The sequence below is a fragment of the Nonomuraea sp. GTA35 genome, from assembly GCF_041950525.1.
Taxonomy (GTDB): domain Bacteria; phylum Actinomycetota; class Actinomycetes; order Streptosporangiales; family Streptosporangiaceae; genus Nonomuraea.
On sequence record NZ_JBGNUV010000001.1, the window covers coordinates 558,214 to 581,719 of the forward strand.

At 72.2% G+C, this 23,506-nt stretch carries 20 protein-coding genes; 4 read left to right on the forward strand and 16 right to left on the reverse strand.

Going from position 1 to position 23,506, the window contains the following annotated elements; all coding sequences use genetic code 11:
* Positions 1-475: 475 nt before the first annotated feature.
* Together ACBJ32_RS02470 and ACBJ32_RS02475 are read right to left on the reverse strand one after the other, a co-directional pair.
* Positions 476-1,495, reverse strand: a complete 1,020-nt coding sequence (locus ACBJ32_RS02470) for a helix-turn-helix domain-containing protein (RefSeq protein ID WP_375125203.1) — start codon at positions 1,493-1,495, stop codon at positions 476-478.
* Between the two features lie 146 nt (positions 1,496-1,641).
* Positions 1,642-4,479 (reverse strand): BTAD domain-containing putative transcriptional regulator, encoded by a 2,838-nt coding sequence (locus ACBJ32_RS02475; protein ID WP_375125204.1) that lies wholly within the window; start codon positions 4,477-4,479, stop codon positions 1,642-1,644.
* Positions 4,480-4,888: 409 nt separating this feature from the next.
* Here ACBJ32_RS02475 and ACBJ32_RS02480 point away from each other — a divergent pair, with 409 nt between their 5' ends.
* Complete coding sequence (locus tag ACBJ32_RS02480; RefSeq protein WP_375125205.1) at positions 4,889-5,614, forward strand: alpha/beta fold hydrolase; 726 nt, start codon at positions 4,889-4,891, stop codon at positions 5,612-5,614.
* Between the two features lie 95 nt (positions 5,615-5,709).
* On the opposite strand, the gene ACBJ32_RS02485 is transcribed toward ACBJ32_RS02480, so the two are convergent.
* The 7 genes from ACBJ32_RS02485 to ACBJ32_RS02515 form a co-directional block, all read right to left on the reverse strand.
* On the reverse strand, positions 5,710-6,273 hold the full coding sequence (locus ACBJ32_RS02485; RefSeq protein WP_375125206.1) for a DJ-1/PfpI family protein: 564 nt from the start codon (positions 6,271-6,273) through the stop codon (positions 5,710-5,712).
* A 171-nt stretch (positions 6,274-6,444) separates the two neighbouring features.
* Positions 6,445-7,431 (reverse strand): aldo/keto reductase, encoded by a 987-nt coding sequence (locus ACBJ32_RS02490; RefSeq protein ID WP_375125207.1) that lies wholly within the window; start codon positions 7,429-7,431, stop codon positions 6,445-6,447.
* Between the two features lie 38 nt (positions 7,432-7,469).
* Complete coding sequence (locus ACBJ32_RS02495) at positions 7,470-8,318, reverse strand: aldo/keto reductase (protein ID WP_375125208.1); 849 nt, start codon at positions 8,316-8,318, stop codon at positions 7,470-7,472.
* An 11-nt stretch (positions 8,319-8,329) separates the two neighbouring features.
* Positions 8,330-9,304, reverse strand: a complete 975-nt coding sequence (locus ACBJ32_RS02500; RefSeq protein ID WP_375125209.1) for an aldo/keto reductase — start codon at positions 9,302-9,304, stop codon at positions 8,330-8,332.
* A 4-nt stretch (positions 9,305-9,308) separates the two neighbouring features.
* Positions 9,309-9,503, reverse strand: a complete 195-nt coding sequence (locus tag ACBJ32_RS02505; RefSeq protein ID WP_375125210.1) for a DUF2255 family protein — start codon at positions 9,501-9,503, stop codon at positions 9,309-9,311.
* Between the two features lie 8 nt (positions 9,504-9,511).
* On the reverse strand, positions 9,512-10,549 hold the full coding sequence (locus ACBJ32_RS02510) for a zinc-dependent alcohol dehydrogenase family protein (RefSeq protein WP_375125211.1): 1,038 nt from the start codon (positions 10,547-10,549) through the stop codon (positions 9,512-9,514).
* A gap of 284 nt (positions 10,550-10,833) precedes the next feature.
* Positions 10,834-11,724: a helix-turn-helix transcriptional regulator gene (locus tag ACBJ32_RS02515; RefSeq protein ID WP_375125212.1), complete on the reverse strand. Its 891-nt coding sequence runs from the start codon at positions 11,722-11,724 to the stop codon at positions 10,834-10,836.
* 294 nt (positions 11,725-12,018) lie between these two features.
* Here ACBJ32_RS02515 and ACBJ32_RS02520 point away from each other — a divergent pair, with 294 nt between their 5' ends.
* Together ACBJ32_RS02520 and ACBJ32_RS02525 are read left to right on the forward strand one after the other, a co-directional pair.
* Positions 12,019-13,041, forward strand: a complete 1,023-nt coding sequence (locus ACBJ32_RS02520; RefSeq protein ID WP_375125213.1) for a zinc-dependent alcohol dehydrogenase family protein — start codon at positions 12,019-12,021, stop codon at positions 13,039-13,041.
* An 88-nt stretch (positions 13,042-13,129) separates the two neighbouring features.
* Positions 13,130-14,050 (forward strand): helix-turn-helix domain-containing protein, encoded by a 921-nt coding sequence (locus tag ACBJ32_RS02525; RefSeq protein ID WP_375125214.1) that lies wholly within the window; start codon positions 13,130-13,132, stop codon positions 14,048-14,050.
* 38 nt (positions 14,051-14,088) lie between these two features.
* Here the strand turns inward: ACBJ32_RS02525 and ACBJ32_RS02530 are convergent, their stop codons facing one another.
* Positions 14,089-15,480 carry an MFS transporter gene (locus ACBJ32_RS02530; RefSeq protein ID WP_375125215.1) on the reverse strand — a complete coding sequence of 464 codons (1,392 nt, stop codon included), beginning with the start codon at positions 15,478-15,480 and terminating at the stop codon, positions 14,089-14,091.
* 102 nt (positions 15,481-15,582) lie between these two features.
* Between ACBJ32_RS02530 and ACBJ32_RS02535 the strand changes: the two genes are divergently transcribed.
* Positions 15,583-16,470, forward strand: coding sequence for a helix-turn-helix transcriptional regulator (locus ACBJ32_RS02535; protein ID WP_375125216.1), 888 nt, complete (start codon positions 15,583-15,585; stop codon positions 16,468-16,470).
* Positions 16,471-16,486: 16 nt separating this feature from the next.
* Here the strand turns inward: ACBJ32_RS02535 and ACBJ32_RS02540 are convergent, their stop codons facing one another.
* The 6 genes from ACBJ32_RS02540 to ACBJ32_RS02565 form a co-directional block, all read right to left on the reverse strand.
* Positions 16,487-17,041 (reverse strand): zinc-binding dehydrogenase, encoded by a 555-nt coding sequence (locus tag ACBJ32_RS02540; RefSeq protein ID WP_375125217.1) that lies wholly within the window; start codon positions 17,039-17,041, stop codon positions 16,487-16,489.
* On the reverse strand, positions 16,999-17,241 hold the full coding sequence (locus ACBJ32_RS02545) for a hypothetical protein (protein ID WP_375125218.1): 243 nt from the start codon (positions 17,239-17,241) through the stop codon (positions 16,999-17,001). The genes ACBJ32_RS02540 and ACBJ32_RS02545 overlap by 43 nt, the downstream gene beginning before the upstream one ends.
* An 87-nt stretch (positions 17,242-17,328) precedes the next feature.
* Positions 17,329-18,918: a nitrilase-related carbon-nitrogen hydrolase gene (locus tag ACBJ32_RS02550; RefSeq protein ID WP_375125219.1), complete on the reverse strand. Its 1,590-nt coding sequence runs from the start codon at positions 18,916-18,918 to the stop codon at positions 17,329-17,331.
* Complete coding sequence (locus ACBJ32_RS02555) at positions 18,915-19,151, reverse strand: hypothetical protein (protein WP_375125220.1); 237 nt, start codon at positions 19,149-19,151, stop codon at positions 18,915-18,917. Before ACBJ32_RS02555 ends, ACBJ32_RS02550 begins: the two co-directional genes overlap by 4 nt.
* Before the next feature lie 92 nt (positions 19,152-19,243).
* A complete protein-coding gene (locus tag ACBJ32_RS02560) occupies positions 19,244-21,529 on the reverse strand; it encodes a LuxR C-terminal-related transcriptional regulator (RefSeq protein ID WP_375125221.1) in 2,286 nt (761 codons plus the stop codon).
* A gap of 130 nt (positions 21,530-21,659) precedes the next feature.
* Positions 21,660-23,480 carry a flavin-containing monooxygenase gene (locus tag ACBJ32_RS02565; RefSeq protein ID WP_375125222.1) on the reverse strand — a complete coding sequence of 607 codons (1,821 nt, stop codon included), beginning with the start codon at positions 23,478-23,480 and terminating at the stop codon, positions 21,660-21,662.
* Positions 23,481-23,506 lie beyond the last annotated feature (26 nt).

A 23,506-nucleotide genomic window follows, 5' to 3' on the forward strand; every position in this document is an offset into this window, starting at 1 on the left:
CCTGGCCCACGGTGATGTACGCATGGACCTGCTCCTTGGATCCGAATGATGGCGGTGGTGCGCGCTCACGACCACGCACGGGACGGAAGAGCGCCGCGCGGACCGCATCGGCCCGCCGGTGGCCGGGGCAGGGTGTTGCATGACGGGTGCGGTCCGGGACATCCATGACGTTAGGGGAGATCCCTGGCCGGCTGTTGCCCTCGAGCGCACTGTTTCTTGCCGGGAAGTGTCACCGGGAGGCACCCAGGTGCGGTGATGTCAGCCGCGGTAGCGGTGCAGGACGGCGTGGAGGGTGTCGATGCGCCCATGCCTCGCCTCGTCGGTACCAGGCGCCTGCGCGTGCCGGCGTCCTCGGGAAGGCGGTCTCCGCCCTGCAACTCGGCCAGGGGGGCCGATCGGACGGTGGGGTGGTGTCGCTCACATGGTCGCCTGCCAAGAAGCCCTGAGGGCGAAGGGTTCCGGCCGGGCGCGGAGATCACCACTGATCGGCGCCGGGCACGCGGGCCCGCGCGGAGGAGTCCGGCGCCGGCCTGCCCTCGACCCCGGCGGCGCGCAGGCCACGCCATTCACGAGGGGACATCCCGTAGACGGCCCGGAAGGCACGGCTGAAGTGAGCGGGATTGACGAACCCCCATCGCTGGGCCACGACTGACACCGTGGGCACCGTCCCGCCGCGGCGGGCGAGCTCGCGCCCGCACTCCTCCAGACGCCTGTACTGGATGAGCCGACCGACCGTGATCCCCTCGCCCTCGAAGACCCGGTGCAGGTAGCGGACCGAAATCCGGAGCGCCCGCGCGATGCTCTCCGGCGACAGACCGGGATCGCCCAGGTTCTCGTTGATGTGACCGCGAACCCGCAGGACGAGGTGGGCGCGGGCGTTGTCCGCCTCCAGGGCGACCTGGTTGGTCCGCTCGGCCACCAGCGTGGAGAACAGGTCCACGACGTTGCCCGCCAACCGGGTCGCCACGGCAGGGGAGTAGGCGTGGGCCGAGGTGGCCAGCGCGGCCAGGAAGGGCACCAGCATCGAGCCGAGGCCGTCCCCTGTGCCGATGGTGGTTCCGGTGACCTGCCGGATGTCGGCTTCCGGAACGCCCAGCACGCGGCGGGGCAACTGGAAGACATGGGTGGAGAACCGTTGCGGATAGTCGAGGAAGTACGGCCTCGTCGTGTCGTACACCACCAGGTCCCCCTCGCTCACCTCCGCCCGCCTGCCGTCCTGGAGCAGGGTCGCCGTGCCCGACACCTGAACACCGATCGCCACGAATCCCGCCGGCGAGCGTGCGATCAGCGTCGGCGTGCGGCTGATCCGGTTCGCGTCGGCCTCCATGGTCGAGACCTGGAGATAACCGAGGCGGTCGGTCTCGATCCGGCCCTCGAACGGTCCGTCGCCTTGCGGGACGACGGTCATGGGCACCAGGGTCCTGCTCACCGCGTCATTCCAGTAGGCGACCTTGTCACGGTCAGGAACGGAAGCGGTCGTCAACAGCAAGCTCAACCTGCTCTCCCCTCAGCAAGAGTGACACGCACCCGCAGCCCGGCATGGCTCATCGCATGAGCAGACATGAAGTAGGTCCTTCCTAGACGGGCCGAGCCTAGGAAGGACCCCGCGTAAGGACTGTGCGAGATCTGTGACAGTGCCGTTCAGAGGGCTGCCAGGTTGGTCCTGACGCCGCCTGCCGCGGGGTGGCGCAGATCGGTGAGGATGGCCAGGGCGGCCTGCCACGCCTCACGCGCGGCTTCGTGCTCTCCGGCATCCCGGTACACAGCGCCCAGCCGCTCCAGGGAGCACGCCTCGAGATATCGCAGGCCCATGAGGTTGCGCAGCTCCACCGCGCGCCGATAGGCGCTGATGGCCTCCTGGAACTGCCCGAGCCGGTGCCTGGCGTACCCGATGCTGTCCCAGGCCGCGGGCTCGCTGCGGCGGGATCCCGTCCCCGCCAGTCGCTCGACCGCGCGCTGACAGTACTCCAAGCCGCGCTCGTAGTGACCGAGCTGCATGTGGCACCAGCCGACCGAATTGAGCGTGATCGCCTGCCCCCGGGCGTCACCCACGGCGCTGAACAGCTCGAGCGCCCGCTCGGCGTGGACCAGCGCTTCCGCGGTCCGTTCCTGCTTGTTGAGCTCGTAGGCGACCAAGCGCATGGCATGCGCTTGGTTGTGAAGATCGCCCACCTCGCCGAACAGCTCGACCGCGTGGGAGGTGTACTCGAGCGCTTCGTCCGTACGTCCCAGGTTGCTCGCCGCGCTGCCGAGGCTGTGATACGCGTGGGCCTGAGCGGACGGATCGCTCAGCCGTTCGGCGGCCCGGGCCGCCGTCCGATGGACGCCCAGCGCCTCCTCCTGATAGCCACGGGCGTCGAGGAAGTCCGTCAGCGCCCAGGCCAGTTGCCAGGCGTGCGTGTCGAACCCCGACCGCGCCGCCGTCTCGACCGCGGCCAGCAGAGCGCGATGCTCGGTTCTCAGCCAGGCCTCGGCCTGCTCCTTGTCGGCGAGGTGTGGCTCCGGGACGCCGGGCAGGGGCGGCTCCACCTCGATGCTCTTCCTCAACGGTGCGATCAGCCGGTAGGCGGCATGAGCGGTGTGGAGGTAGTAGTCGAGCACCCGCCGCAGGGCCTCGCGGCCCTCGACGGCGTCCTCGTCGGCGAGTTCGGTGGCGTAGGCGTGCAGGAGGTCGTGGAAGGCGTACCGTCCGGGTGAGGTCTCGGTGAGGAGATTGGCGGCGACCAGCTCGGCCAGCAGCGTCCCGGCAGGGGCGCCGGTGAGCGCGGTGGCCGCGTCGAGACCGGCCTCGCCGCTGCCGGGGTGCATGGCGAGCATCCGGAACAGCCGGGCCGCGCCGTGGCTGAGGGTCTTGTAGGACCAGGAGAAGATCGCCCTCGCGTCGACCGCCGCCTCGGGGCCGGTGAACGCGCGCAGGCTGCCGTTCGCGCGGCGCAGTTCGGCCGCGATGGACGACAGGGTGAAGGCGCGGTTGGCGGCGGCACGGGCGGCGACGATGGCCAGCGCCAGCGGCAGCCGCGCGCACAGGGCGATGATCTCTTCGGCGGCGTCCGGTTCGGCCGCCAGCCGGGCGGCGCCCAGCCGCCGCGTCAGGAGGTCGCGTGCCTCCTCGGCCGAGAGCAGGCCCAGAGCGAGCGCGTGCGCGCCGTGCGCGGCGACGAGGCCGAGCAGGTGATTTCTGCTGGTGACCAGCACGAGCGCGCCCGGGGTGCCCGGCAGCAGCGGCGTCACCTGCGCGGTGTCGCGGGCGTTGTCGAGCACGATCAGCATCCGCCGCCCGGCCAGCAGGCTGCGGAACAGCGCGGCGCGCGCGTCCAGGGCCGACGGGACACGCTCGGGCGGCACGTCGAGGGCTTCCAGAAACCCGTGCAGGGCGTCGGCCGGGGCCAACGGCGCCTCGGCGGGGTCGAAGCCCCGCAGGTTCACGTAGAGCTGGCCGTCGGGGAACCGGCCGGCGAGCCGGTGCGCGACGTGGATCGCCAGCGTGGTCTTGCCGATCCCGGCCATGCCGCCGATCGCGTTGATGAGGACGGTGTGAGGCGCGCCGGGCACCAGGTCGAGCAGCTCCGCGACCTGGTCGTGGCGGCCGGTGAAGGACGCCAGGTCCACCGGCAACTGGGCCGGCACCACCGCGGGAGGCGCGGGCGGGGCGAACTGTGCGGAGGGAGCGGGCCGTGCGGGCCGTGCGGGCTGTGCGGGGGGAGCGGCCGGCTCGGACAGGAGGGCGGCGTGCGCCGCCGACACCTCGGCACCCGGATCGACCCCCAGCTCCTCCACGAGCCGGTCACGCAGGGTGTGGAAGACGGCGAACGCGGCCGCCTGCTGGCCGGTGGCGGCGAGTATCCGGATCAGCCTGGCCTGCAGCGACTCGTCCAGCGGGTACGCCTCGGCCGCCCGCTGCACCACCACCAGCGCTCGCTCCGCCACTCCGGCACGCAGGGCCAGGTCCGCCGCCTGGCGCACCGCGCTCACGTACTCCCGCTCCAGCGCGACGAACATCGGATGGATGCGGACGTCCGCCTCCACGTTGGCCGCCACCGGCCCCCGCCACAGGCCGAGCGCCTCCATCAGCAGGCGCACGCGCAGCTCGGGGTCTCCCGCCGCGTCCGCGCCCAGGGCTCGCTCCACACCGTTCCGGAACACCAGCAGGTCCACCTCGGCCGACGACGTCTCCAGCCGGTATCCGCCCCCGCTGCGCACCAGGAGAGTCCCCTCCGAACGCGGCGGCAACCCCGGGTCGAGCAGCCTGCGCAGTTTGCCGACGTAGCGCTGCGCGATGTTGACCGCACTGGCCGGGGGATCGTCGCGCCAGAGCACGTCCACGATCTCCTCAACGGTCACCGCCCTGCCCGAGCCTGCGAGCAGCAGCGCCAGCAAGGCCCGCTGTTGTGGCGGCCCGAGCTCTAGTTCCGCCCCGTTCCGCCAGGCCCGCACGGGCCCGAGCACCGCGAAACGAAGGCCACGACTGGACCGCTCCATACCACCCCGCCCTGCGATACGGCCACCGCCTCCCGGACACCGCACCACAGGGTACAACCGCGCATAACAGAAGGTCGGCGCGGGTTTGCCGCCCGCCGGCGCCGCCCAGGCACTGACAGGCCAGAAGTAGGGCGCTGGCAGGCAAGACACCTTCCCCGATCACCCCTACTGTTCGTTCAGGCCGTGGTGTTCCCCCCCCGATCCCCGTGTCCCGCGCGTCGTACCTCACGGCCGCGTGACGCCCAGCGCGGCACCGGCCGAAGCGTCCGCCACCCAGGCGAACCAGCATCGCACTCCTTACCCGTACGAGCCGGCCCGAGCGCAGCCGTCCGCGCCAGCGGCAGCGAACCTTGATCCCCGGCCGGCACCGGCCGATCCAATCACCTCGACACACAGAGAGAGTTGTGCCATGTCCCGTCCTGACAGCCCCACCGTCGTCCTGGTCCACGGCGCGTTCGCCGACGCGTCCAGCTTCGCCCGCGTCATCCCCCAACTGATCGCCCGCGGCCTCGACGTGCTGGCCCCTGCCGTTCCCAACCGCAGCCTGCTCGGCGACTCCGCCTACATCGCCTCGTTCGTCCGGCAGGTGCCCGGTCCGGTGATCCTGGTCGGCCACTCCTACGGCGGCGCGATCATCACGGTCGCCGGAACGGAGGACAACGTCAAGGCGCTGGTCTTCCTGGCCGGCTACGCCCTGGAGGAAGGCGAGAGCCTGGGCGAGCTGCAGGGCCGCTTCCCCGACTCCGACCTTGCCGGCGCGCTCGTCCACACCCCGTTCCCGATCGAGGGCTCCACGGAGACCGGAACCGACGTGTCGGTCCAGATCGACAGGTTCCCTGCGGTCTTCGCCGCCGGCGTCGACCCCGGCCTCGCCGCTGTCCTCGCCGTCTCCCAGCGCCCGCTGGCTGCGCGGGCCTTCAGCGAGAAGGCCCCCGCGGCGGCCTGGAAGACCAAGCCGTCCTGGGGCCTGGTCGCCACGGCCGACCGCACCATCAACCCCGACGTCGAGCGTTACGGCTACGAACGAGCCGGCATGACGACCGTCGACGTCGACTCCTCGCACCTCGTGATGCTCGCTCATCCCGAACGGGTCGCCGAACTGATCCTCGACGCCGTCCGGGCCACCGCCCACTGATCCGCCCGCCGCACCCGGCCTCGGCCGGCATCACACCCAGCCGATGGCCGGCGATCGCGGCACGCACGATCGCCGCCCGCCGGCATCCGCCCACCTCACAACGGCACCTTCACGCCCTCCAGCACGCGCATGAAGGCCCGCGACCATTCAGGCAGGTCCGGCCAGCCACGGCAGGAGACCATCGCGCCGTCCACCACGTCGGGGGCGTCCACGAAGGTCGCGCCGGCCATCTCCATGTCGGCCCGCAACGGCGGGAACGCCGCCGTGGTACGGCCGCGCAGCAGACCGAGCGCGGCCGGCACCTGCGGGCCGTGACAGATCGTGCCCACCGGCAGGCCGTGCTCGAAGAAGTGGCGCACGATACGGGCGACGTCGGGATCGGTGCGGATGTACTCCGGCGCGCGCCCGCCCGGGATCACCAGCGCCTGGTAGTCATCGGGGCGCACGTCGGCGAACGCGAGATCCACCGGCAGCTGATGGCCGGGCTTCTCCGTGTAGGCGTCCCAGCCGGGCTCGAAGTCGTGCACCACCAGCTTCACCGCACGCGTGGTGGGGGCGGCCACGATCGCCTCATGGCCCCCTTCCCGGAGCCGGAAGACGGGGTACATGGAGTCCAGCTCTTCCGCCGCGTCGCCGGTCAGAACAAGCACTCGGGCCATGACTCACTCCTGTTCTCCCACGATGGATCTTAGTTCGCCCGGGACGGGAATGGCAGACCCCTCCGGAGAAGGCGACCTTCTGACGGGTCCAGCCTTCCGCGAGCGCGCGTGCCTTCTCCGCCTCGCCCACGACGTACCGATGAGACGGACCCTTGACCATCGTCCGGCAGGTCAGCGGCCGACCATCCTCATGTGGGCCTCGCCGTACCGGTCTCCGGCCACGCCGACGCGGGCCGCCAGGGCGTCCAAGTCCGCTCGTTCGTCGGCGGACAGCCCCACCACGGTGGCGGCGGCGTTCTCCTGGAGGCGGGACAGGCGGCGGGTGCCGGGGATCGGCGCGATCCAGGGCTGCTGGGCCAGCAGCCAGGCCAGGGCGATCTGGCCGGGTGTGGCGCCCTTGGCCTCGGCCAAGGCGCGTATGTGATCAACCAGGGCCTGGTTGGCGGGCAGGTGCTCGGCGTCGAAGCGCGGGATCGTGGCCCGGATGTCCCCCTCGGCGAAGGAGGTGCCCGAGGCGACCGTGCCGGTCAGGAATCCCTTGCCGAGCGGGCTGAACGGGACGAAGCCGATGCCCAGCTCCGCGCAGGTGGGCAGCACCTCGGGTTCGGGGTCGCGGGTCCACAGCGAGTACTCCGACTGCACCGCGGTAACCGGGTGCACGGCGTGGGCCTTGCGGATCGTGGCGGCCGACGCCTCGGACAGGCCGAAGTGCCTGACCTTGCCGGCCCGCACCAACTCGCCCACCGCGCCGGCCACGTCCTCGATGGGCACGTCCGGGTCCACGCGGTGCTGGTAGAACAGGTCGATCACGTCGGTACGCAGACGCCGCAAGGAGGCGTCGGCGACCTTGCGGATCTGCTCGGGCCGGGAGTCGAGGCCGATGGGCTTGCCGTCGCGGATGTCCCAGCCGAACTTCGTGGCGAGCTGCACCTGGTCCCGGATCGGGGCGATGGCCTCACCCACGAGTTCCTCATTGTCGTAGGGGCCGTAGACCTCGGCGGTGTCGAGGAAGGTCACCCCGGCGTCCAGGGCGGATCGGATCACGCCGATCATGTCCTGGCGGGTGCCGGGGTTCGGGCCGTAGCTCTGCGACATGCCCATGCAGCCCAGCCCGATGGCTGACACCTGCAGGCCCTGTCCCAGCGTCCTGACGTGCACTGCTGCCTCCTGAGTGGGAATGAGTGGCCGCCGCCCGGTCAGTCCGTGAGGCGGAAGTTGCCGAGCTGGCCTGCTACGACCGGGTCGCGGTGGTCGAGGAACAGCGAGGCTCCGGTGTCCAGGCCGGCGATGCGGCTCAGCTGGTCGTCGGTGAGCTGGAAGTCGAAGACGTCGAAGTTCTCGGCCATCCGGTCGGCGCGGACCGACTTGGGGATCACGACGACGTCGCGCTGGATGAGCCAGCGCAGCACGACCTGCGGCACCGACTTGCCGTGCGCCTGCGCGATGTCGCTCAGGACCGGGTCGGTGAAGAGGTTGTTGCGGCCCTCGGCGAACGGACCCCACGACTCGATCTGCACCCCGCGCTCGACCATGACCTGCTGGTCGGCGGTGCGCTGGAAGAACGGGTGGGTCTCGATCTGGTTGACGGCGGGCGTGATCTCGTTGTGGTCGATGAGATCGACGAGCCGGTCGGGGTAGAAGTTGGACACCCCGATGGCGCGGGCGCGACCCTCACGGTTGAGCCTCTCCATCGCCCGCCACGAGCCGTAGACGTCGCCGTAGGGCTGGTGGATCAGGTACAGGTCGAGGTAGTCCAGGCCGAGCCTGGTCAGCGAGGTGTCGAAGGCGCGCCGGGCGCTGTCCTCCCCGGCGTCGGAGACCCACAGCTTGGTGGTGACGAACAGCTCCTCGCGCGGGATGCCGCTGCCCTTGATCGCCCGGCCGACGGCTTCCTCGTTGCGGTACGCGGCGGCGGTGTCGAGCAGCCGGTAGCCGGCCTGGAGCGCTTCGGTGACGGCCTGTTCGGTCTGCTCGGGCGGGATCTGGTAGACGCCGAAGCCGAGGATGGGCATCTCGACGCCGTTGTTCAGGGTGACGGTCCGCATGGAGGCTCCGTTCATCGTTCGATCATCTGCATCTGGGCCTCGTTGTGGTGGCCGCCGGCGGCCGGGGGCAGGCTGTCGAGCTTGGCGAGCTGCCCGGCGGTCAGGACGAGGCCGTCGGCGGCGGCGTTCTCCTCCAGGCGCGAGACCCGCTTGGTGCCCGGGATGGGGGCGATGTCGTCGCCCTTGCTGAGCAGCCAGGCGATCGCGACCTGCGCGGGCGTGGCGCCGGCCTCGGCGGCGATGGCCTGCACCTCGTCGGCGAGGGCGAGGTTGCGCTGGAAGTTCTCGCCGGTGAAGCGGGGGTTGGTGGCGCGGAAGTCGTCGGGGCCGAAGTCGCTCTCGGAGCGGATCTTCCCGGTGAGGAAGCCGTGGCCGAGCGGGGAGTAGGCGACGAGCCCGATGCCCAGCTCGCGCAGCAGCGGCAGCACCTGCTCCTGGTCGCGGGTCCACAGCGAGTACTCCGACTGCAGCGCGGTGATCGGGTGGACGGCGTGCGCGCGGCGGATGGTGTCCAGCCACGCCTCGGACAGGCCGATGTGACGGACCTTGCCCTGCTGCACCAGTTCGGCGACCGCGCCGATGGTGTCCTCGATCGGCACCTTTGGATCGACCCGGTGCTGGTAGTACAGGTCGATGTGGTCGGTGCCCAGGCGGCGCAGCGAGCCCTCGACGGCGGCGCGGATGTTGGCCGGGCTGCTGTCGAGATGCCCGGGGCCGTCGCCGGCGTGCGAGACCAGGCCGAACTTGGTGGCGAGCACCACCTGGTCGCGGCGGCCCCTGAGCGCCTTGCCGAGCAGTTCCTCGTTGGCGTACGGGCCGTAGATCTCGGCGGTGTCCAGGAACGTGACGCCCAGGTCGAGCGCGCGGTGGATGGTGCGGATGGACTCGGCGTCGTCGCTGCCGGCGCCGGTGTAGCCGAAGGACATGCCCATGCAGCCCAGGCCGATGCGGGAGACGTCCAGTTCGCCCAGCTTGATGTGCTTCACAGGGTCACCTCTCGGGGATGAGTTCGATCGTCGCCGCTCGCGACTCGGGGTTGACGACGCCGCCGATGATGCCGGCGCCGACGCGGACGACCCACATCGTCACCGGGCGGCGCAGGGTGCCGTCCGCGCGGCGGGAGGCGAGGCCGAGCTCTTCGGCGTCGCCGATGGCGGCGAGTTCGTCGCCGGTCCACTCGGTCATGGCTCTCCTTACGGTTGGATGAGGACCTTCAGCGCGGTGCGGTCGTTCATCGCGCGGTAGCCGTCGGGTACCCGCTCCAGGCCGATCGTCTGGTCGAACACCCGGCCCGGCTCGAGCGTGCCGTCCAGCACGCCGGGCAGCAGCTCGTCGATGTAGGCGCGTACCGGGGCGGGACCACCGGTCAGCGTGATGTTGGGGCCGAACAGGCTGCCGAACCCGATCGGGGCGTCCTCGTACTGCGGCACGCCGACCCGGCTGATCACCCCGCCGGGGCGGACGATGCCGACCGCCGTGTCATAGGCGTCCCGGTAGCCGACGGCCTCCAGCACCGCGTGCATGCCCTGCCCGCCGGTCAGCTCACGCACCTTCTCCACGCCCTCGGCGCCGCGCTCGGGCACGACGTCGGTGGCGCCGAAGTCGAGGCCGAGCTTCGTGCGGTCGTCGTGGCGGCCCATCAGGATGATCCGCTCGGCGCCGAGCCGGCGGGCCGACAGCACCGCCATCAGCCCGACCGCGCCGTCACCGATCACCGCGACCGTGGTACGCGGGGTGAGGCGGGCCTGCTTGGCGGCGTGGTAGCCGGTGCCGTACACGTCCGCCAGGGTCAGCAGCGACGGCAGCAGTTCGCTGTCCTCGCCGACCGGCAGCCTGACCAGCGTGCCCTGGGCTTGCGGGACGCGGATCGCCTCGGCCTGAGCCCCGCCGACGTCGCCGGCGGCCCAGAAGCCGCCGTTGGGGCAGGAGGTGTGCAGGCCCTCCCGGCACAGGTCGCAGGTGTTGTCGGCGTAGGCGAACGGTGCCACCACCAGGTCACCGCGCTTGAGCCCGGACACCTCCGCGCCCAGGTCCTCGATCACGCCGAGGAACTCGTGGCCCATCGGGGTGCCCTGCCGCGAGGCCGGCAGGTTGTGGTACGGGTGCAGGTCGCTGCCGCAGACGCACGAGCGCACGATGCGCACGATCGCGTCGGTGGGCTGCCGCAGCACCGGGTCGGGCACGTTCTCCACGCGCACGTCACCGGCGCCGTACAGGAAAGTAGCTCGCATCGAATGGGTTCCGTTTCTCGTCTTCGTCGTCGGGCCTACCCGCGATCGGCCCCTGACCTGCGGGAACGCCGAGGTTCTCCTGGTCAAGCTCCATGAAACCGGCTCGCTCGGCCATGCGGCAGGGTCTGCCGTTACAGGTAATGGCAGGGCTCCCCAGCAGGGTTTACGGCGCCTGCGGCGCGGCCTTGCCGCAGGCGCGGCCGGGCTTCGAGCGGTGCGGGCTTCGAGCGGTGCGGGCTGCGCGCCGTGCGTGGCGGGGCTGGAGGTGCTTGGTTGCTGGGGGATCAGCCCTGGTCCGGGGCGGTCGGTTGCGCCTCGGCGAGGTCCTGGGTGGCCGCCCAGCTGGCGAGCATCTTCAGGGCGTCGGCGGTGGGGCTGCCAGGGGCGGCGGTGTAGACGTTCATGGTCAGGCCGGGCTCGGACGGCAGCTCCATCGACTCGAAGTTCAGGTCGAGCCGGCCGGCCACCGGATGGCGCAGCCGCTTCATGCCGCTGCGATGGAACTGCACGTCGTGCGAGGCCCAGCGCTGCCGGAAGATCTCGCTGTGCGTCGACAGCTCGCCGACCAGCTCGATCAGTGCCCGGTCATGCGGGTTGCGGCCCGCCTCCAGCCGGAGCATGGCGGCGGCGTCGTTGGCGACCCGATCCCAGTCGACGAAGAACTCGTGCGCGGCCGGGTTGAGGTAGACGAACCGCGTGGTGTTCGCCGGACGGCGCGGGTCGGCCAGGACGGGCGCGTACAGGGCGCGAGCCAGCCGGTTCATCGCGACGATGTCGTGGCGGCCGTTGCGCACCCAGGCCGGGGCGTCGGTGATGGCGTCCAGCACCTGCTGGATCACCGGCCGCACCGTGGTCGGCGTCGTGCGGCGGTGGCGCGGTCCCGGTCCGGCGGCCCGGGCCAGGGCGAACAGGTGGTCGCGCTCGGCCTCGTCCAGTTGCAGCGCGCGGGCCAGGGCGTCCAGCACGCTGTCGGAGGCGCCGGACAGGTTCCCGCGCTCCATGCGCACGTAGTAGTCGATGGAGACGCCGGCGAGCATGGCGACCTCTTCGCGCCGCAGTCCCTTGACACGGCGGTTGCCGCCGTAGGCGGGCAGCCCCGCCTGCTCCGGAGTGATGCGCGCCCGCCGCGAGCTGAGAAACTCGCGGACCTCGGCACGGTGGTCGATCTGGCCCATACCCCCAGGGTAAGCACGGTGACGGTGGGTGAAGGAGGTAAGGCCGGTACCCCTCGGACCGACGTCGGCGGACCGGCCGCGGGAAGGGGGCTCTTGCGGCCTGTGACGCTCCGTGACGGGGCGGGGGCGGTGTGGCCGGCCGGGGCAGGGGACCCGTGGGGGGTGCTGTCAGCCCCTCCCGGCCAGCGCGTTCACCGGGTTCCATGGGTCATGGAGGGGCGCGCAGGAGGCCCCATCGGACAACGGCTGCCGGCCTGCGCGAGTACCGATGCAAGAGCAGCGAGGAGAGCATTCATGCGGGGAGTGGTGATGTACACCGCCGGCGACGTCCGCGTGGAGGAGCGCGACGATCCGAGGATCGTCGCACCGACGGACGCGATCATCCGGTTGACGGCGACGTGCATCTGCGGGTCCGACCTGTGGCCCTACCGGGGCGTCGAGGCGGTAGACCACCAGGTGATGGGGCACGAGTACGTCGGCGTCGTCGAGGAGATCGGCGCGGAGGTGAAGAAGGTCAAGGTCGGTGACTTCGTGGTCGGGTCGTTCGTCACCTCCGACAACACCTGCGAGATCTGCCGGTCCGGCTACCAGTCCAAGTGCGTGCACGCCTCCTTCGTGGCGCGGACGATCGGGACCCAGTCGGAGAGGGCCCGCATCCCCTACGCGGACGGCACGCTGGTCGCCACGCCGGGGCAGCCGGCCCCGGAGCTGATCCCGTCGCTGCTGGCCGCGTCCGACGTGCTCGGCACCGGCTGGTTCGGCGCCGTCGCCGCCGAGGCCGGCCCCGGCAAGACGGTCGCGGTCGTGGGTGACGGGGCGGTCGGCCTGATGGGGGTGCTGGCCGCCAAGCAGCTCGGCGCGGAGCGCGTCATCGCGATGTCCCGCCACCCCGAACGGCAGAAGCTCGCGCTGGAGTACGGCGCGACCGACATCGTCACCGAGCGGGGCGACGCGGGCGTGGCCAGGATCAAGGAGATGACGAACGGGCTCGGCGCCCACAGCGTGATCGAGGCGGTCGGCACCCAGAAGTCCACCATGCAGGCGATCGGCGCCACCCGTGGCGGCGGGCACCTGGGCTTCGTCGGGGTGAACCACGACGTGGCGATCCCCGGCATCGAGTTGTTCTTCGCCGGCATTCACGTGCACGGCGGCCCCGCCCCGGTCCGCCGTTTCCTGCCTGAGCTGATCGATCTCATCTGGGAGCGCAAGATCGACCCTGGCAAGGTGTTCGATCTCACCCTCCCGCTGGAGGACGCCGCGGAGGGCTACAGGGCGATGGACGAGCGCCGCGCCGTCAAGGTCCTGCTGACCGTCTGACGCACCTCGCATCCCGCCCGGACCGGCGGGGCGCGGCCGGTGCTGGCGCGCGGACCAGGTCATCTGATGTTTCCAGGGGGGGAAGGGCATGAACAGGAAAGACGAGGTGCGGGAGTTCCTGATCTCCCGCCGGGCGCACGTGACCCCCGAGGAGGCGGGACTGCCCGACTACGGTGGCGAACGCCGCGTGCCCGGTCTGCGCCGCGAAGAGGTCGCGATGCTCGCCGGCGTCAGTGTCGACTACTACATCCAGCTCGAACGCGGCAAGATCCGCAACGCCTCCGAGAGCGTGCTCAACGCCATCGCACGAGCACTGCGACTCGACGATGTCGAACGCGCGTACCTGTTCGACCTTGCCCGCTCCGCTCCGCCGCCGGCCGCGCACGGCCGGCGGCGGGCCCGGCAGTCGGTGCGGGCCTCGGTGCGACGGGTTCTGGACAACTTGGCCGTGCCTGCCGTCGTGGTCAACGCCCAGCAGGACCTCATCGCCGCCAACCTCGTGGGCCGCGCGCTGTTGGCCCCGCACTTCGAGGCCGGCAGGCCGAACCTGGCCCGGTTCATCTTCCTCGACCCCCGCGCCCGGGACTTCTACGCCGACTGGCCCCTCGCACGGAGCATGACCGCCGCGATGCTGCGGCTGGCAGCCGGGCGCGACCCGCTCGACGAGGACCTCACCGCACTCGTCGGAGAGCTCTCCACGCTCAGCCCGCAGTTCCGCGCGGACTGGGCCGAGCAGGACGTGCACGAGCACCGCACCGGCCGTAAGGTCTACCGCCACCCCGAGGTCGGCGAGATCGACGTCACCTTCGACGCCTTCGACCTGCCCGGCGAGCCGGGCCTGTCCGTCTACGCCTACAGCGTCGAGGAGGGTTCACCGTCCGCCGACAGGTTCGCCCTGCTGTCCAGCTGGGCGGCCACCCGGGAGTTCGGGAGCCGGCAGCGCGCCGGCGAAGCCCAGGGCGGCGAGGAGCCGGCGAGCAGCGCCCCGCCATCGGCGGGCGGCACCTGACGCCCGCACGACGCGCACCCGAAGCTTCGGGCCCCACATCACCGGCGAGGCAGGAACGCGGCGAACACCGCGGACAGCAGCACCAGCGCGGCGACACCGATGTTCGCGGCGGACGCGGCAGCCGCCACCGATCCGGTGGGAAGGCTCAGGGACAGGAACACCGCCCCCAGACCCGCCACGCCGGCGACCTGGCCGAGCTGGGTGACCGTCGACATGATCCCGCTCGCGTTCGCCGCGTCCGCCGGCGGGACTTGGGCCAGCGCCGCGTTGAGCGCCGGGCTGAAGGCCAGCCCCATGCCGATGCCGGACACGATGACGGCGGCCTGGTAGAGGAGGCCGGGCGAGCCCAGGTGCGCGGTGATGGCGGCCACCGCGAGGTAGCCCGCGGCCGACAGCGCCAGCCCTGCCGGAATCATGCGGTGGTGGAACCGGGCGGGGACGCGCCGCCAGTTCAGGCTCGCCGTGCCGAAGCCCACGGAGGACAGCACGAAGGCGAGGCTCGACTGCAGCGGGGACAGGCCGAGGCCGTCGTGCAGGTACAGCGCCATGGTGAACAGGAAGCCGGCGTAGCCGGCCATCATCGAGAAGATGGAGGCGGCGGCGAGCGCCAGACCGGGAGCCCGCAGCACGGAGCCGGGGACCAGCGGGGCGGCAGCGCGACGCTGGGTGGCCACGAAGGCGGCGGCGAGGACGGCACCGGCGGCGAGCATCGCCCAGCCCCAGACGGGCCAGCCGAGTTCGTGCCCCAGCACCAGCGGCGTCACCGCCAGCAGCACGGCGGGCGAGAGCGTCAGCAGGCCGGGAAGGTCGAGCCCGGCGGTGGCGTCGGGACGGTCGGCGGGCAGCAGCCGCATCCCCGCCACCACCAGTACGAGACCGATGGGCACGTTCACCAGGAAGATCGGACGCCATCCGGTGCCCGCGATGTCGGCGCTGGTCAAGACCCCGCCGAGGATCTGTCCGGCGACCGCCGCGCCGGAGAGCACGGTGGAGTAGACGCTGAAGGCCCGGGCGCGGGCGGCGCCGTCGAGGGTGAGCTGGATCAGGCTGAGCACCTGCGGCACCAGCAGCGCCGCTCCCGCCCCCTGGAAGAGCCGGAACGCGATCAACTGGGCGGTGGTGGCCGCCAGCCCGCAGGCGAGCGAGGCGACGGTGAACAGCACCAGCCCGGCCTGGAACAGGCGCCGATGGCCGAACTTGCGTCCCAGCCGTGCCCCGGTGATGAGCAGCACGGCGTACACGATCGTGTAGCCGGCCACGACGAGTTGCAGCGCGGCACCCGAGCTGTTCAGGTCGGCGCGGATGGCCGGAGCCGCGATGGTCACGATGGTGGCGTCCAGGATCGCCATGAACTGGCCGAGGAGGATGACGGCGAGCAGCCCGCCGGTCCTGGCCGGCCTGACCGAGGACGATGAGGTGGAGGTGGTCATGGACTCCGAGCGTGCGCGGGTCCGGCGTGCCCCGGCAGGGCGTGCTCATCCTGGTAGCGGGACCACCTGGCACCAGGACCGGGGTCAGGCCAGGATAGGAGGGTGTCGTCGAAGAGCATCCGGGCGCAGCGCCGCAGCGAGCTGGCGGCGTTCCTGCGCAGCCGGCGCGAGCGCATCACCCCCGACGACGTGGGTCTTGCGCCAGGGATACGGCGGCGCACGCCCGGTCTGCGCCGGGAAGAGGTCGCCCTGCTGGCCGGGGTGGGGGTGACCTGGTACACGTGGCTGGAACAGGGCCGGCCGATCAACCCCAGCGTGCACGTGCTCGACGCCATCGCCCGTACGCTCCGCCTCGACCACGCGGAGCGGGAGCACCTCTACCGGCTCGCCGGCGTGCCCGCACTGCCACCCATCGAGGAACAGGGCACGCTCGACCCCCAGGTGCAGCTCATCCTGGACACGCTCGATCCGCTGGCCGCCGCGGTCTACTCCAGCCGCTTCGACCTGCTCGCCTGGAACAGTACGTTCAAGGGGCTGTTCCCCGCGTTCGTGACCGCCGCCCCTGAGTCGCGCAACGCCATCTGGGAGCACTTCACCAGCCCGCCCTGCTGCAACCCGTTCGTCGACCCCATCGCCGAGGCCAGGCCCCTGGTGGCCATGCTGCGGGCCGCCTTCGGCCGTCATCTGGACGAGCCATCCTGGACAGGATTCGTCCGCCGGTTGTCGGCACGCAGCCCCGAGTTCGCCCGCATGTGGAGCACGCACGACGTCGCCGCACCGGGCTCGCAGGTCAGGGTGCTCCGCTACGACGAGGTCGGCGAGATACGGCTGACCACCACCATGCTCACGGTGGTGGGCATGCCGGAGGCCCGATTGGTCGTCTACACGCCGGCGGGACAGGAGTCACGGCAACGGCTGGCCCATCTGGCCGACCATCCGTCCAGGCACTGTTTTCTCCCTGACCAGCCGCACGCGTCGCCCGCCGCGTGACCCCGCACGCCGGGCGTCACGATGCGAGGTCCACCACGACCTTGCCGACCGCGCCGCCCTCCACCGCCCGGTGCGCGTCGGCGGTGCGGTCGAGCGGGAAGCGGATCAGCGGCAGGCCGTGCTCCTCGCCGACTGGCAGGGCGCCGTCGCGGACGGCGGCGGCGACGTCCTCGACGGCCGCGGCGCGCGCCTCCGGGCCGGCTGTGTAGAGGACCAGGAACTGCAGGCGCGTGTTGAGCACCATGGCCCGCGGCACGTCGAGTCCGGCCGGCTTGCCGCCGTCGTTGGCGTAGGTCGAGATCGTGCCGCGCAGCCTCAGCACGGCCAGGTCCAGGGCGAGGTTCGCGCCCAGCGCCACCTCGGCGACGATGTCGACGCCGTCCGGGACGATGTCGCGGATCTCGGCGGCCGGGTCGCCGTCGCGGTAGTTGATCACGTGGTGGGCTCCGGCGGCGGTGGCCAGCCTGGCCTTGTGCGGGCCGCTGACCGTGGTGATCACGGTGGCGCCGGCCCAGCGGGCGAGCTGGATCACCGCGTGCCCGACCGCTCCGGCCCCGCCCGCGGCGAGCACCACCTTGCGGCGAGCGCCCCGGGCCGCAGCCGGCGTGGCCCGTCGTCGGCGACGGTGAGCGCACGGTGTGCGGTGAGCGCGGGGACGCCGAGTGCGGCGCCGAGGTCGAAGCCGGCCTCCTCGGGCAGCGGCACGGCCCGCTCGGCGGGCACCACGGTGAACTCGGCGGCGGTGCCGGTGGGCCGCCCGGCGGCGGCCATGAGCAGCCGGACCCGCTGGCCGCCCCGGCTCCGGTCGACCCCCTCGCCGACGGCGTCGATCGTGCCGGCGCCGTCACCCTAACAGAATCACCGTTCTTTTTGGTGGGAGGCACCGAATTGCCGGGGATGCCGCTCCAGGACGCCTGGCGTGAGCTTCGGCCGGCCACCGGCGGCGGCCCCGGCCGTTCCCCGCGCGGCCCTGCGGCGCAAGCTGCGGACGGCCGCCACCGCGCCCATGGACGACAGGCCGGCGAGGCAGAGCCAGGCGACGCCTTCACCGACCCACTGGCCGTACGGGGTGGACCGCCCCTGAACGGGCACCGTGACCGTCATCGTGTGGTCCGTGGTGCGGGGGTCACCGGTGAACCAGCTCGCCTCGTACCCGATCGTCCTGCCCTGGTGGTCGACGGCCAGGGACGTCCCCCGCCGGGTGGACCGGATGACGCTCATCCCGTTCTCCACGCCGCGCAGCACCGCCTGCTGGGCGAGCGCGTCCGTGACCTGCTCCCAATCGCTGGAGGGCAGGAGCAGGATGTCCGCCCCGGCCTGCCCGGCCTGCCTGACCAGCGGCATGAAGTTGGCGTCGAAGCAGATGACGGTCGCCAACCGGCCGTACGGCGTGTCCGTCGTGGGCACCACCCCAGGACCGGGCACGTTGCCGTCGCCGACCGGTGTGGACGTCTTGAGGTAGTTCCAGACCACCGTGCCGCCGGGGTCGATCATGATCGCGCGGATCTCGACGTTGGGACTCCGCTCGCCTGACAGCAGGTAGACCACCCCGATCTGGAGATAGACGGCTTCCTGCCTGGCGACCGCCCGCGCCCGTTCGACCACCGCCGCCCCTTCCTCGACGAAGTCGTAGGCGGCTGCCTCGGCCCACACCACGATCTTGGCTCCCGACCTGGCGGCCGTCACCGTACGGGCGAACATGTCGTCCAGCGTCGGAGCGAAGTACCGTCGTCTCAGCTCGGCGCGCTCCGCCGCGCTGCGCGGCCCTGGCCTGATGCCGGCGGCCACGGCGGCCTCGTCGGCCGCCCGGTTCGGCGCCAGCGCGGCCAGCCGGACGGTCGAGCCGGCCGGCGGGTCGAACGCCAGCCGCGCCCCGCCCAGCAGGTGCACGGCCGTCAGGGCGCAGAGCCACACGACGGCGCTGCGGCCGGCGGCCCGCAGGTCGAAGCCGCGCTCCCACAACTCGTTGCCCACCGAAGCGGTCCAGGCGAGCAGGAACGCGAGCCCCCACAGGCCGGTCACCGACACCGATTGCAGGAGCGGCAGGTTTCCCACCTGGGTGCCCGCAGGATGCCCCATCGTGCCCATGTCGCCGGTGCTGAACAAGTACGCCACCGCGACGTCGGCCATCGGGAAGACGAGGGTACGGGGCAGCCCGCTCAGCCACCGGCCGAGCAGCCCGTCCACCGCGTACGCCACGACGCCGAGCACCCCGGCGCCGACGGCCATGATCGCGACCTGGCCGACCGGCATGGCGCCGCGGAAACTGATCGCGGTGCTGGCGGCGATCGCGACGGTCAGGGCCGGCAGCGCCCAGCGGGCCCGCGTGGTCCGGGTGAACCGCAGCAGCAGCACCGGCGCCACCCAGGAAGCCAGCGGAATGGTGGTCTGCAGAAGGGTGAACGGCAGCAGGGCCGTACCGGCGAGCAGCCAGAGCCACGATCTCATCGGTCCCCCCGCTCCGCGTGCGGCGGGACGGCCTGGACGAGCAGCAGCTCGCCGTCCACGTCCCACAGCAGGTCGAGTACGGCCCGCAGCGCGGCCTGGTCGACGGCCAGGGCCGGCATCACGGTGCGGGCGCCGTCCGACTGGACGACCACCGCTCCGAACCGGCGGCGCAGTTCGTCCGTGAGGCCGCTCGGGAGGACCCCGCGGACCTCCACCCGGTAGTTCGTCGTCATGTCGAGCTCCTTGTTCGCATGCCGCGCAGCATCGCGGGCACCGGGGGGAGCGCACACCACCCAGGGCCGTGGTCCACCCAGGGTGGAGAGCGTCAGATCAGGCCGAGGTCGCGCCCGTGCCGGACGGCTTCCGCGCGGGACGTCACGCCGAGCTTGCGGTACAGGCTCTTGCTGTAGCCCTTCACCGTGTTCATCGACAGGTAGAGCTCGGCGCCGATCTCCCGTTGGCTGAGCGGGCCGCACAGGGCACGCAGGATGGAGCGCTCCCGGTCGGTGAGGGGCTCGACGGGCCCGCCGGCCCGTCCGGGCACGGCCGTCGGGTCCCGCCCGGCACGCCGGCGCGTCTCGGCGAGGGCGGCGGCCACCGCGGGCAACACCGGCCCGGTCCGCGCCGCCTCGCCTGCCTCGGAGAGAGCGGCCGACGCCGCCCGCCGGTCCCCGCGCGCCAGCTCCAGCTCCGCCAGGGTGACCAGGGCCCGGACGATCTGGGTCGGATGACCGGTGATCTGGGCCAGGTGCGCGGCGTGCAGGAGCAGATCCCTGGCCTGGATCAGACGCCCGTCGCGATGGGCGAGGACGCCCTCGGCCAGCCGCAGGAAGACGACCGCCGGCGCGGCGGCCTCCCCGAGCTCGGCCTCGATCGCCGCGACCTCGGGCAGCGCGCCGCGCAGCAGCACGCGTACGGGCTCGATGTCGGTCCGGTTCGTCAGGGCCATGGCGAGCAGGCCGGTGGCCTGGAGCCGGGTGAACGCGGGCAGGCCGACCGCCGCGGCGCGCCCCACCGCCTGCGCCAGCACCCGCGCCGCGTCGTCGTGGTGGCCCGTGCCGGACAGCACGCTCCCGAGAGCGATCCGGGAGATCACCCAGCCGGGGATCTCCGGATCGGCCTCCAGCTCCACGGAGCGGCGGGCCATGGCGAGCAGTTCCTCCGGCGTCCAGCCGTCCTGGGCGTACACGGCGCGCAGCGTCAGCACCGCAGCGTGCCCGGACCGCCATCCGGCCGCGGGGGCGGTGCCGGCGGTGATGGCGGCCTCGGCGAGGTCGAGCAGCGGGGCCACGCGGTGGAGACGGCCGGTGAAGCCCGCGGCCGAAGCGAGCGAGATGGCCAGTCTCGGATCGGCGCGTACGACCTCCGCGCCGAGGCCGTCACCGAGCCGCAGGAAGGCGCCGATCGCGCCGCGGGCCAGGAAGTCGTCGTCGGAGGCGGCCAGCAGCTCCGCTGCGGCCTGCCGGTCACCGGCCGCGATCAGATAGCGGATCGCCTGCTCCTGCTCACCGCTCTTCGCGCACCACTCGGCGGCCCGGCGCAGGAGCCGCGGAGCCGCGTCAGGAGCCACCGTGGCCAGCTCACGGCGGAGAGCTCCGCGGAACAGCCGGTGATAGCGGTACCAGAACCGCTGGAAGTCGAGCGGGACGAGGAACAGATCGGCCCGCTCCAGCTCGGCCAGCACCACGTGGGAGCCCGCGCGTTCCAGGACGGCGTCGCAGAGGGGGCCGCTCAGTTGCTCCAGCACGGAGGTGCGGAGAAGGAAGTCGCGCTGCCCGTCGCCCACGCCGTCGAGCACCTCGCTGGTCAGGTAGTCGACGACGTGCCGTTCGTCACCGCCGGGCGGCCCCGCGCCGGCCGCCGGGGCCGCCCGGAGCGCGAGCGCCATCAGCTTGATCCCGGCCGCCCAGCCTTCTGTCCTGTGGACCAGGGCGGCGATGCCATCGGTGTCGAGGGCGTCGCCGGCCACGTCGTTGACCAGGCCGGCCGCCTCGTCGCCGGTGAAGCGCAACCCCGCCGCGCGGATCTCGGCCAGCTCTCCGCCCGCCCTGAGCCTGGCCAGCGGCAGCGGCGGGTCCAGCCGGGAGGCGACGACCAGGCGGAAGGAGGGCGGCAGGTAGCCGAGGAAGAACTCGACGGCCTCGTGGATCCGCCGGTCGCGCAGCACGTGGTAGTCGTCGAGCACGAGGGCGTGCCGCCCGATCGTCATCGCGTCGAGGTCGTTGAGCAGGGTGGGCACAGCCACCTCGAGGGGGTCGATCTCGGTCACGCGCAACGCCTTCAGCGCCGCGCCGCCCAGCGCCGGGTTCACCGTACGCAGGGCGGAGACCAGGTAGGTCCAGAAGCGGTGCGGCTCGTCGTCGGAGTCGTCCAGGGTGAGCCACGCGACGGCGGGATCGCCTCGCCGGGCCCAGTCGGCGAGCAGGGTGGTCTTCCCCCAGCCCGCGGGGGCGACCACGACCGCCAGGCGCTGGGAGCCGTCGTCGAGCAGCGCGGTCAGCCTGCCCCGGCCGACGGTGCCAGGACGGACCGGCGGGACCAGCAGCTTGCCGTTGACGAGCGGGTGCGCGAGTCCGGACGGGGCGGCCGACGGCTCGTCCTGCAGCGCCATCTGGCCTCCGCTTGCACCCGGAACAGGTGGATGCCGCCCATTGTGTCACCCCCTTGCCGGCATCAGGCGGGCTTGCCACGCGCCGGTGGGGAAGCATGGGGGAACTGCGGCCGTTCGGCCTTCCGGCGGGTCATCGGCCGCTCGCCAGGACCTCGTCCATGCCGCCCTCGGCACGCCAGCGGCGCAGCAGCTCGTGGAAGGCGACCGGGCCGGGCCCGTACGTCATGCTGGCCGGGCGGGGCTTGCCCTCGTTGTTGTAGTAGCCGGGCGTGCACTCGGCCTGGAACCGGCTGTTGTCCGGCGACAGCTCCCGGATGGTGGCCACCCACGCCTCCTCGGCGTCCTTGCTCGGCTCGACCGCGGCGACGCCACGCCGGCGGGCCTCGCGGACCACGGCGCCGATGTGGCTGGCCTGCTCCGTCAGGATGTGCACGAAGTTGACCGCGGAGGCGTTCTGCAGCGGGCCCAGGTGGAACAGGTTCGGGAAGCCGTGGCTGTAGAAGCCGTGCAGCGTGCGCGGGCCCTGCCGCCAGGTGCCGAGCAGCGGCGTGCCGTCGCGGCCGTACACCGGAAGGGCGCCGGAGACGATCCCGGAGACGCCGGCCTCGAAGCCGGTGGCGAAGATGACGCAGTCGACCTCGTACTTCTGATCGCCGACCACGACCGCCGATTCGGTCATCGCGGTGATGCCGCCGTGGTCGGCGGTGTCGACCAGGGTGACGTTGGGCCGGTTGAACGTCTGCAGGTAGTGGTCGCTGAAGGTGGGCCGCTTGCACATGTAGCGGTACCAGGGCTTGAGCAGCTCCGCGGTGGCCGGGTCGGTGACGATCTCGTCGACGCGGGCGCGGATCTCGTTCATCTTCTGGAAGTCGGCGATCTCGTCGAGGTACGCGCGCTGCTCGGGCGGCAGGTCGGTGTCGACGGTGCCGGCCATCAGGTTGCGTTGCAGCCGCGCGGTGCTGGTCCAGCCGTCGCCGATCAGGTCCTGCTCGGCGCGCCCGCCGGTGACGACGGTGAGGAAGTTGTCCATCCGTTCCCGCTGCCAGCCGGGCTTGAGGGAGGCGGCCCAGGCCGGGTCGGTGGGGCGGTTGTCGCGTACGTCGACCGACGAGGGGGTGCGCTGGAAGACGTACAGGTGCTGGGAGTCGCGCCCCAGGTGCGGGATGACCTGGATCCCGGTGGCGCCGGTGCCCACGACCGCGACCCGCTTGCCGGCGAGCTTGTGCAGGCCGCCGTTCTGGTCGCCGCCGGTGTATCCGTAGTCCCAGCGGCTGGTGTGGAAGGTGTGCCCGCGGAACGTCTCGATGCCCGGGATGCCGGGCAGCTTCGGCTGGGCCAGGGTGCCGGCGGACATCACGACGTAGCGGGCCCGGAAGTCGTCGCCGCGGTCGGTGCGTACCTGCCATTCGTCCGCGGCGTCGTCCCAGCGCAGCTCCGTGACGCGGGTGTGGAACAGCGTGTCGCGGTACAGGTCGTACAGTTCGGCGATCGCGACGGCGTGCCGGCGGATCTCCTCGCCGGGCGCGTACCGCATGGTGGGGACGTAGCCGACCTCTTCGAGCAGCGGCAGGTAGACCGATGACTCGATGTCGCAGTGGATGCCGGGGTAGCGGTTCCAGTACCAGGTGCCGCCGAAGTCGCCGGCCTCGTCCAGCATCCGGATGCCGTCCACGCCGGCCTGGCGGAGTGCGGCGCCGGTGAGCAGCCCGCCGAAGCCGCCGCCCACCACCAGCGCCTCGACCCGGTCGCGGACCGGTTCCCGCTCGGCGCGTTCGGTGTACGGGTCGGCGGCGTAGTAGCCGAACTCGCCGCGGGCGCCCCGGTACTGGGCGTTGCCGTCGGGCCGCAGCCGGCGGTCGCGCTCGTGGCGGTACCTGGCGCGGAGCGCGTCCGGGTCGAAGCCCAGCTCGGCGACGGTGAGGTGGGCAGGCGGCGGCGAGGGGTGGTCCATGGATGCCCTTCCGATCAGGGAGCCGC

What these genes read in the sequence shown, in the direction of transcription:
- ACBJ32_RS02505 (WP_375125210.1), bottom strand. Translation starts at nt 9,503, where the DNA reads ATGACCGAGTGGACCGGCGACGAACTCGCCGCCATCGGCGACGCCGAA.
- ACBJ32_RS02495 (WP_375125208.1), bottom strand. Translation starts at nt 8,318, where the DNA reads ATGCGGACCGTCACCCTGAACAACGGCGTCGAGATGCCCATCCTCGGC.
- ACBJ32_RS02525 (WP_375125214.1), top strand. Translation starts at nt 13,130, where the DNA reads ATGAACAGGAAAGACGAGGTGCGGGAGTTCCTGATCTCCCGCCGGGCG.
- ACBJ32_RS02475 (WP_375125204.1), bottom strand. Translation starts at nt 4,479, where the DNA reads ATGGAGCGGTCCAGTCGTGGCCTTCGTTTCGCGGTGCTCGGGCCCGTG.
- ACBJ32_RS02530 (WP_375125215.1), bottom strand. Translation starts at nt 15,480, where the DNA reads ATGACCACCTCCACCTCATCGTCCTCGGTCAGGCCGGCCAGGACCGGC.
- ACBJ32_RS02560 (WP_375125221.1), bottom strand. Translation starts at nt 21,529, where the DNA reads ATGGCGCTGCAGGACGAGCCGTCGGCCGCCCCGTCCGGACTCGCGCAC.
- ACBJ32_RS02545 (WP_375125218.1), bottom strand. Translation starts at nt 17,241, where the DNA reads ATGGCCGCCGCCGGGCGGCCCACCGGCACCGCCGCCGAGTTCACCGTG.
- ACBJ32_RS02565 (WP_375125222.1), bottom strand. Translation starts at nt 23,480, where the DNA reads ATGGACCACCCCTCGCCGCCGCCTGCCCACCTCACCGTCGCCGAGCTG.
- ACBJ32_RS02515 (WP_375125212.1), bottom strand. Translation starts at nt 11,724, where the DNA reads ATGGGCCAGATCGACCACCGTGCCGAGGTCCGCGAGTTTCTCAGCTCG.
- ACBJ32_RS02520 (WP_375125213.1), top strand. Translation starts at nt 12,019, where the DNA reads ATGCGGGGAGTGGTGATGTACACCGCCGGCGACGTCCGCGTGGAGGAG.
- ACBJ32_RS02480 (WP_375125205.1), top strand. Translation starts at nt 4,889, where the DNA reads ATGTCCCGTCCTGACAGCCCCACCGTCGTCCTGGTCCACGGCGCGTTC.
- ACBJ32_RS02485 (WP_375125206.1), bottom strand. Translation starts at nt 6,273, where the DNA reads ATGGCCCGAGTGCTTGTTCTGACCGGCGACGCGGCGGAAGAGCTGGAC.
- ACBJ32_RS02550 (WP_375125219.1), bottom strand. Translation starts at nt 18,918, where the DNA reads ATGAGATCGTGGCTCTGGCTGCTCGCCGGTACGGCCCTGCTGCCGTTC.
- ACBJ32_RS02555 (WP_375125220.1), bottom strand. Translation starts at nt 19,151, where the DNA reads ATGACGACGAACTACCGGGTGGAGGTCCGCGGGGTCCTCCCGAGCGGC.
- ACBJ32_RS02510 (WP_375125211.1), bottom strand. Translation starts at nt 10,549, where the DNA reads ATGCGAGCTACTTTCCTGTACGGCGCCGGTGACGTGCGCGTGGAGAAC.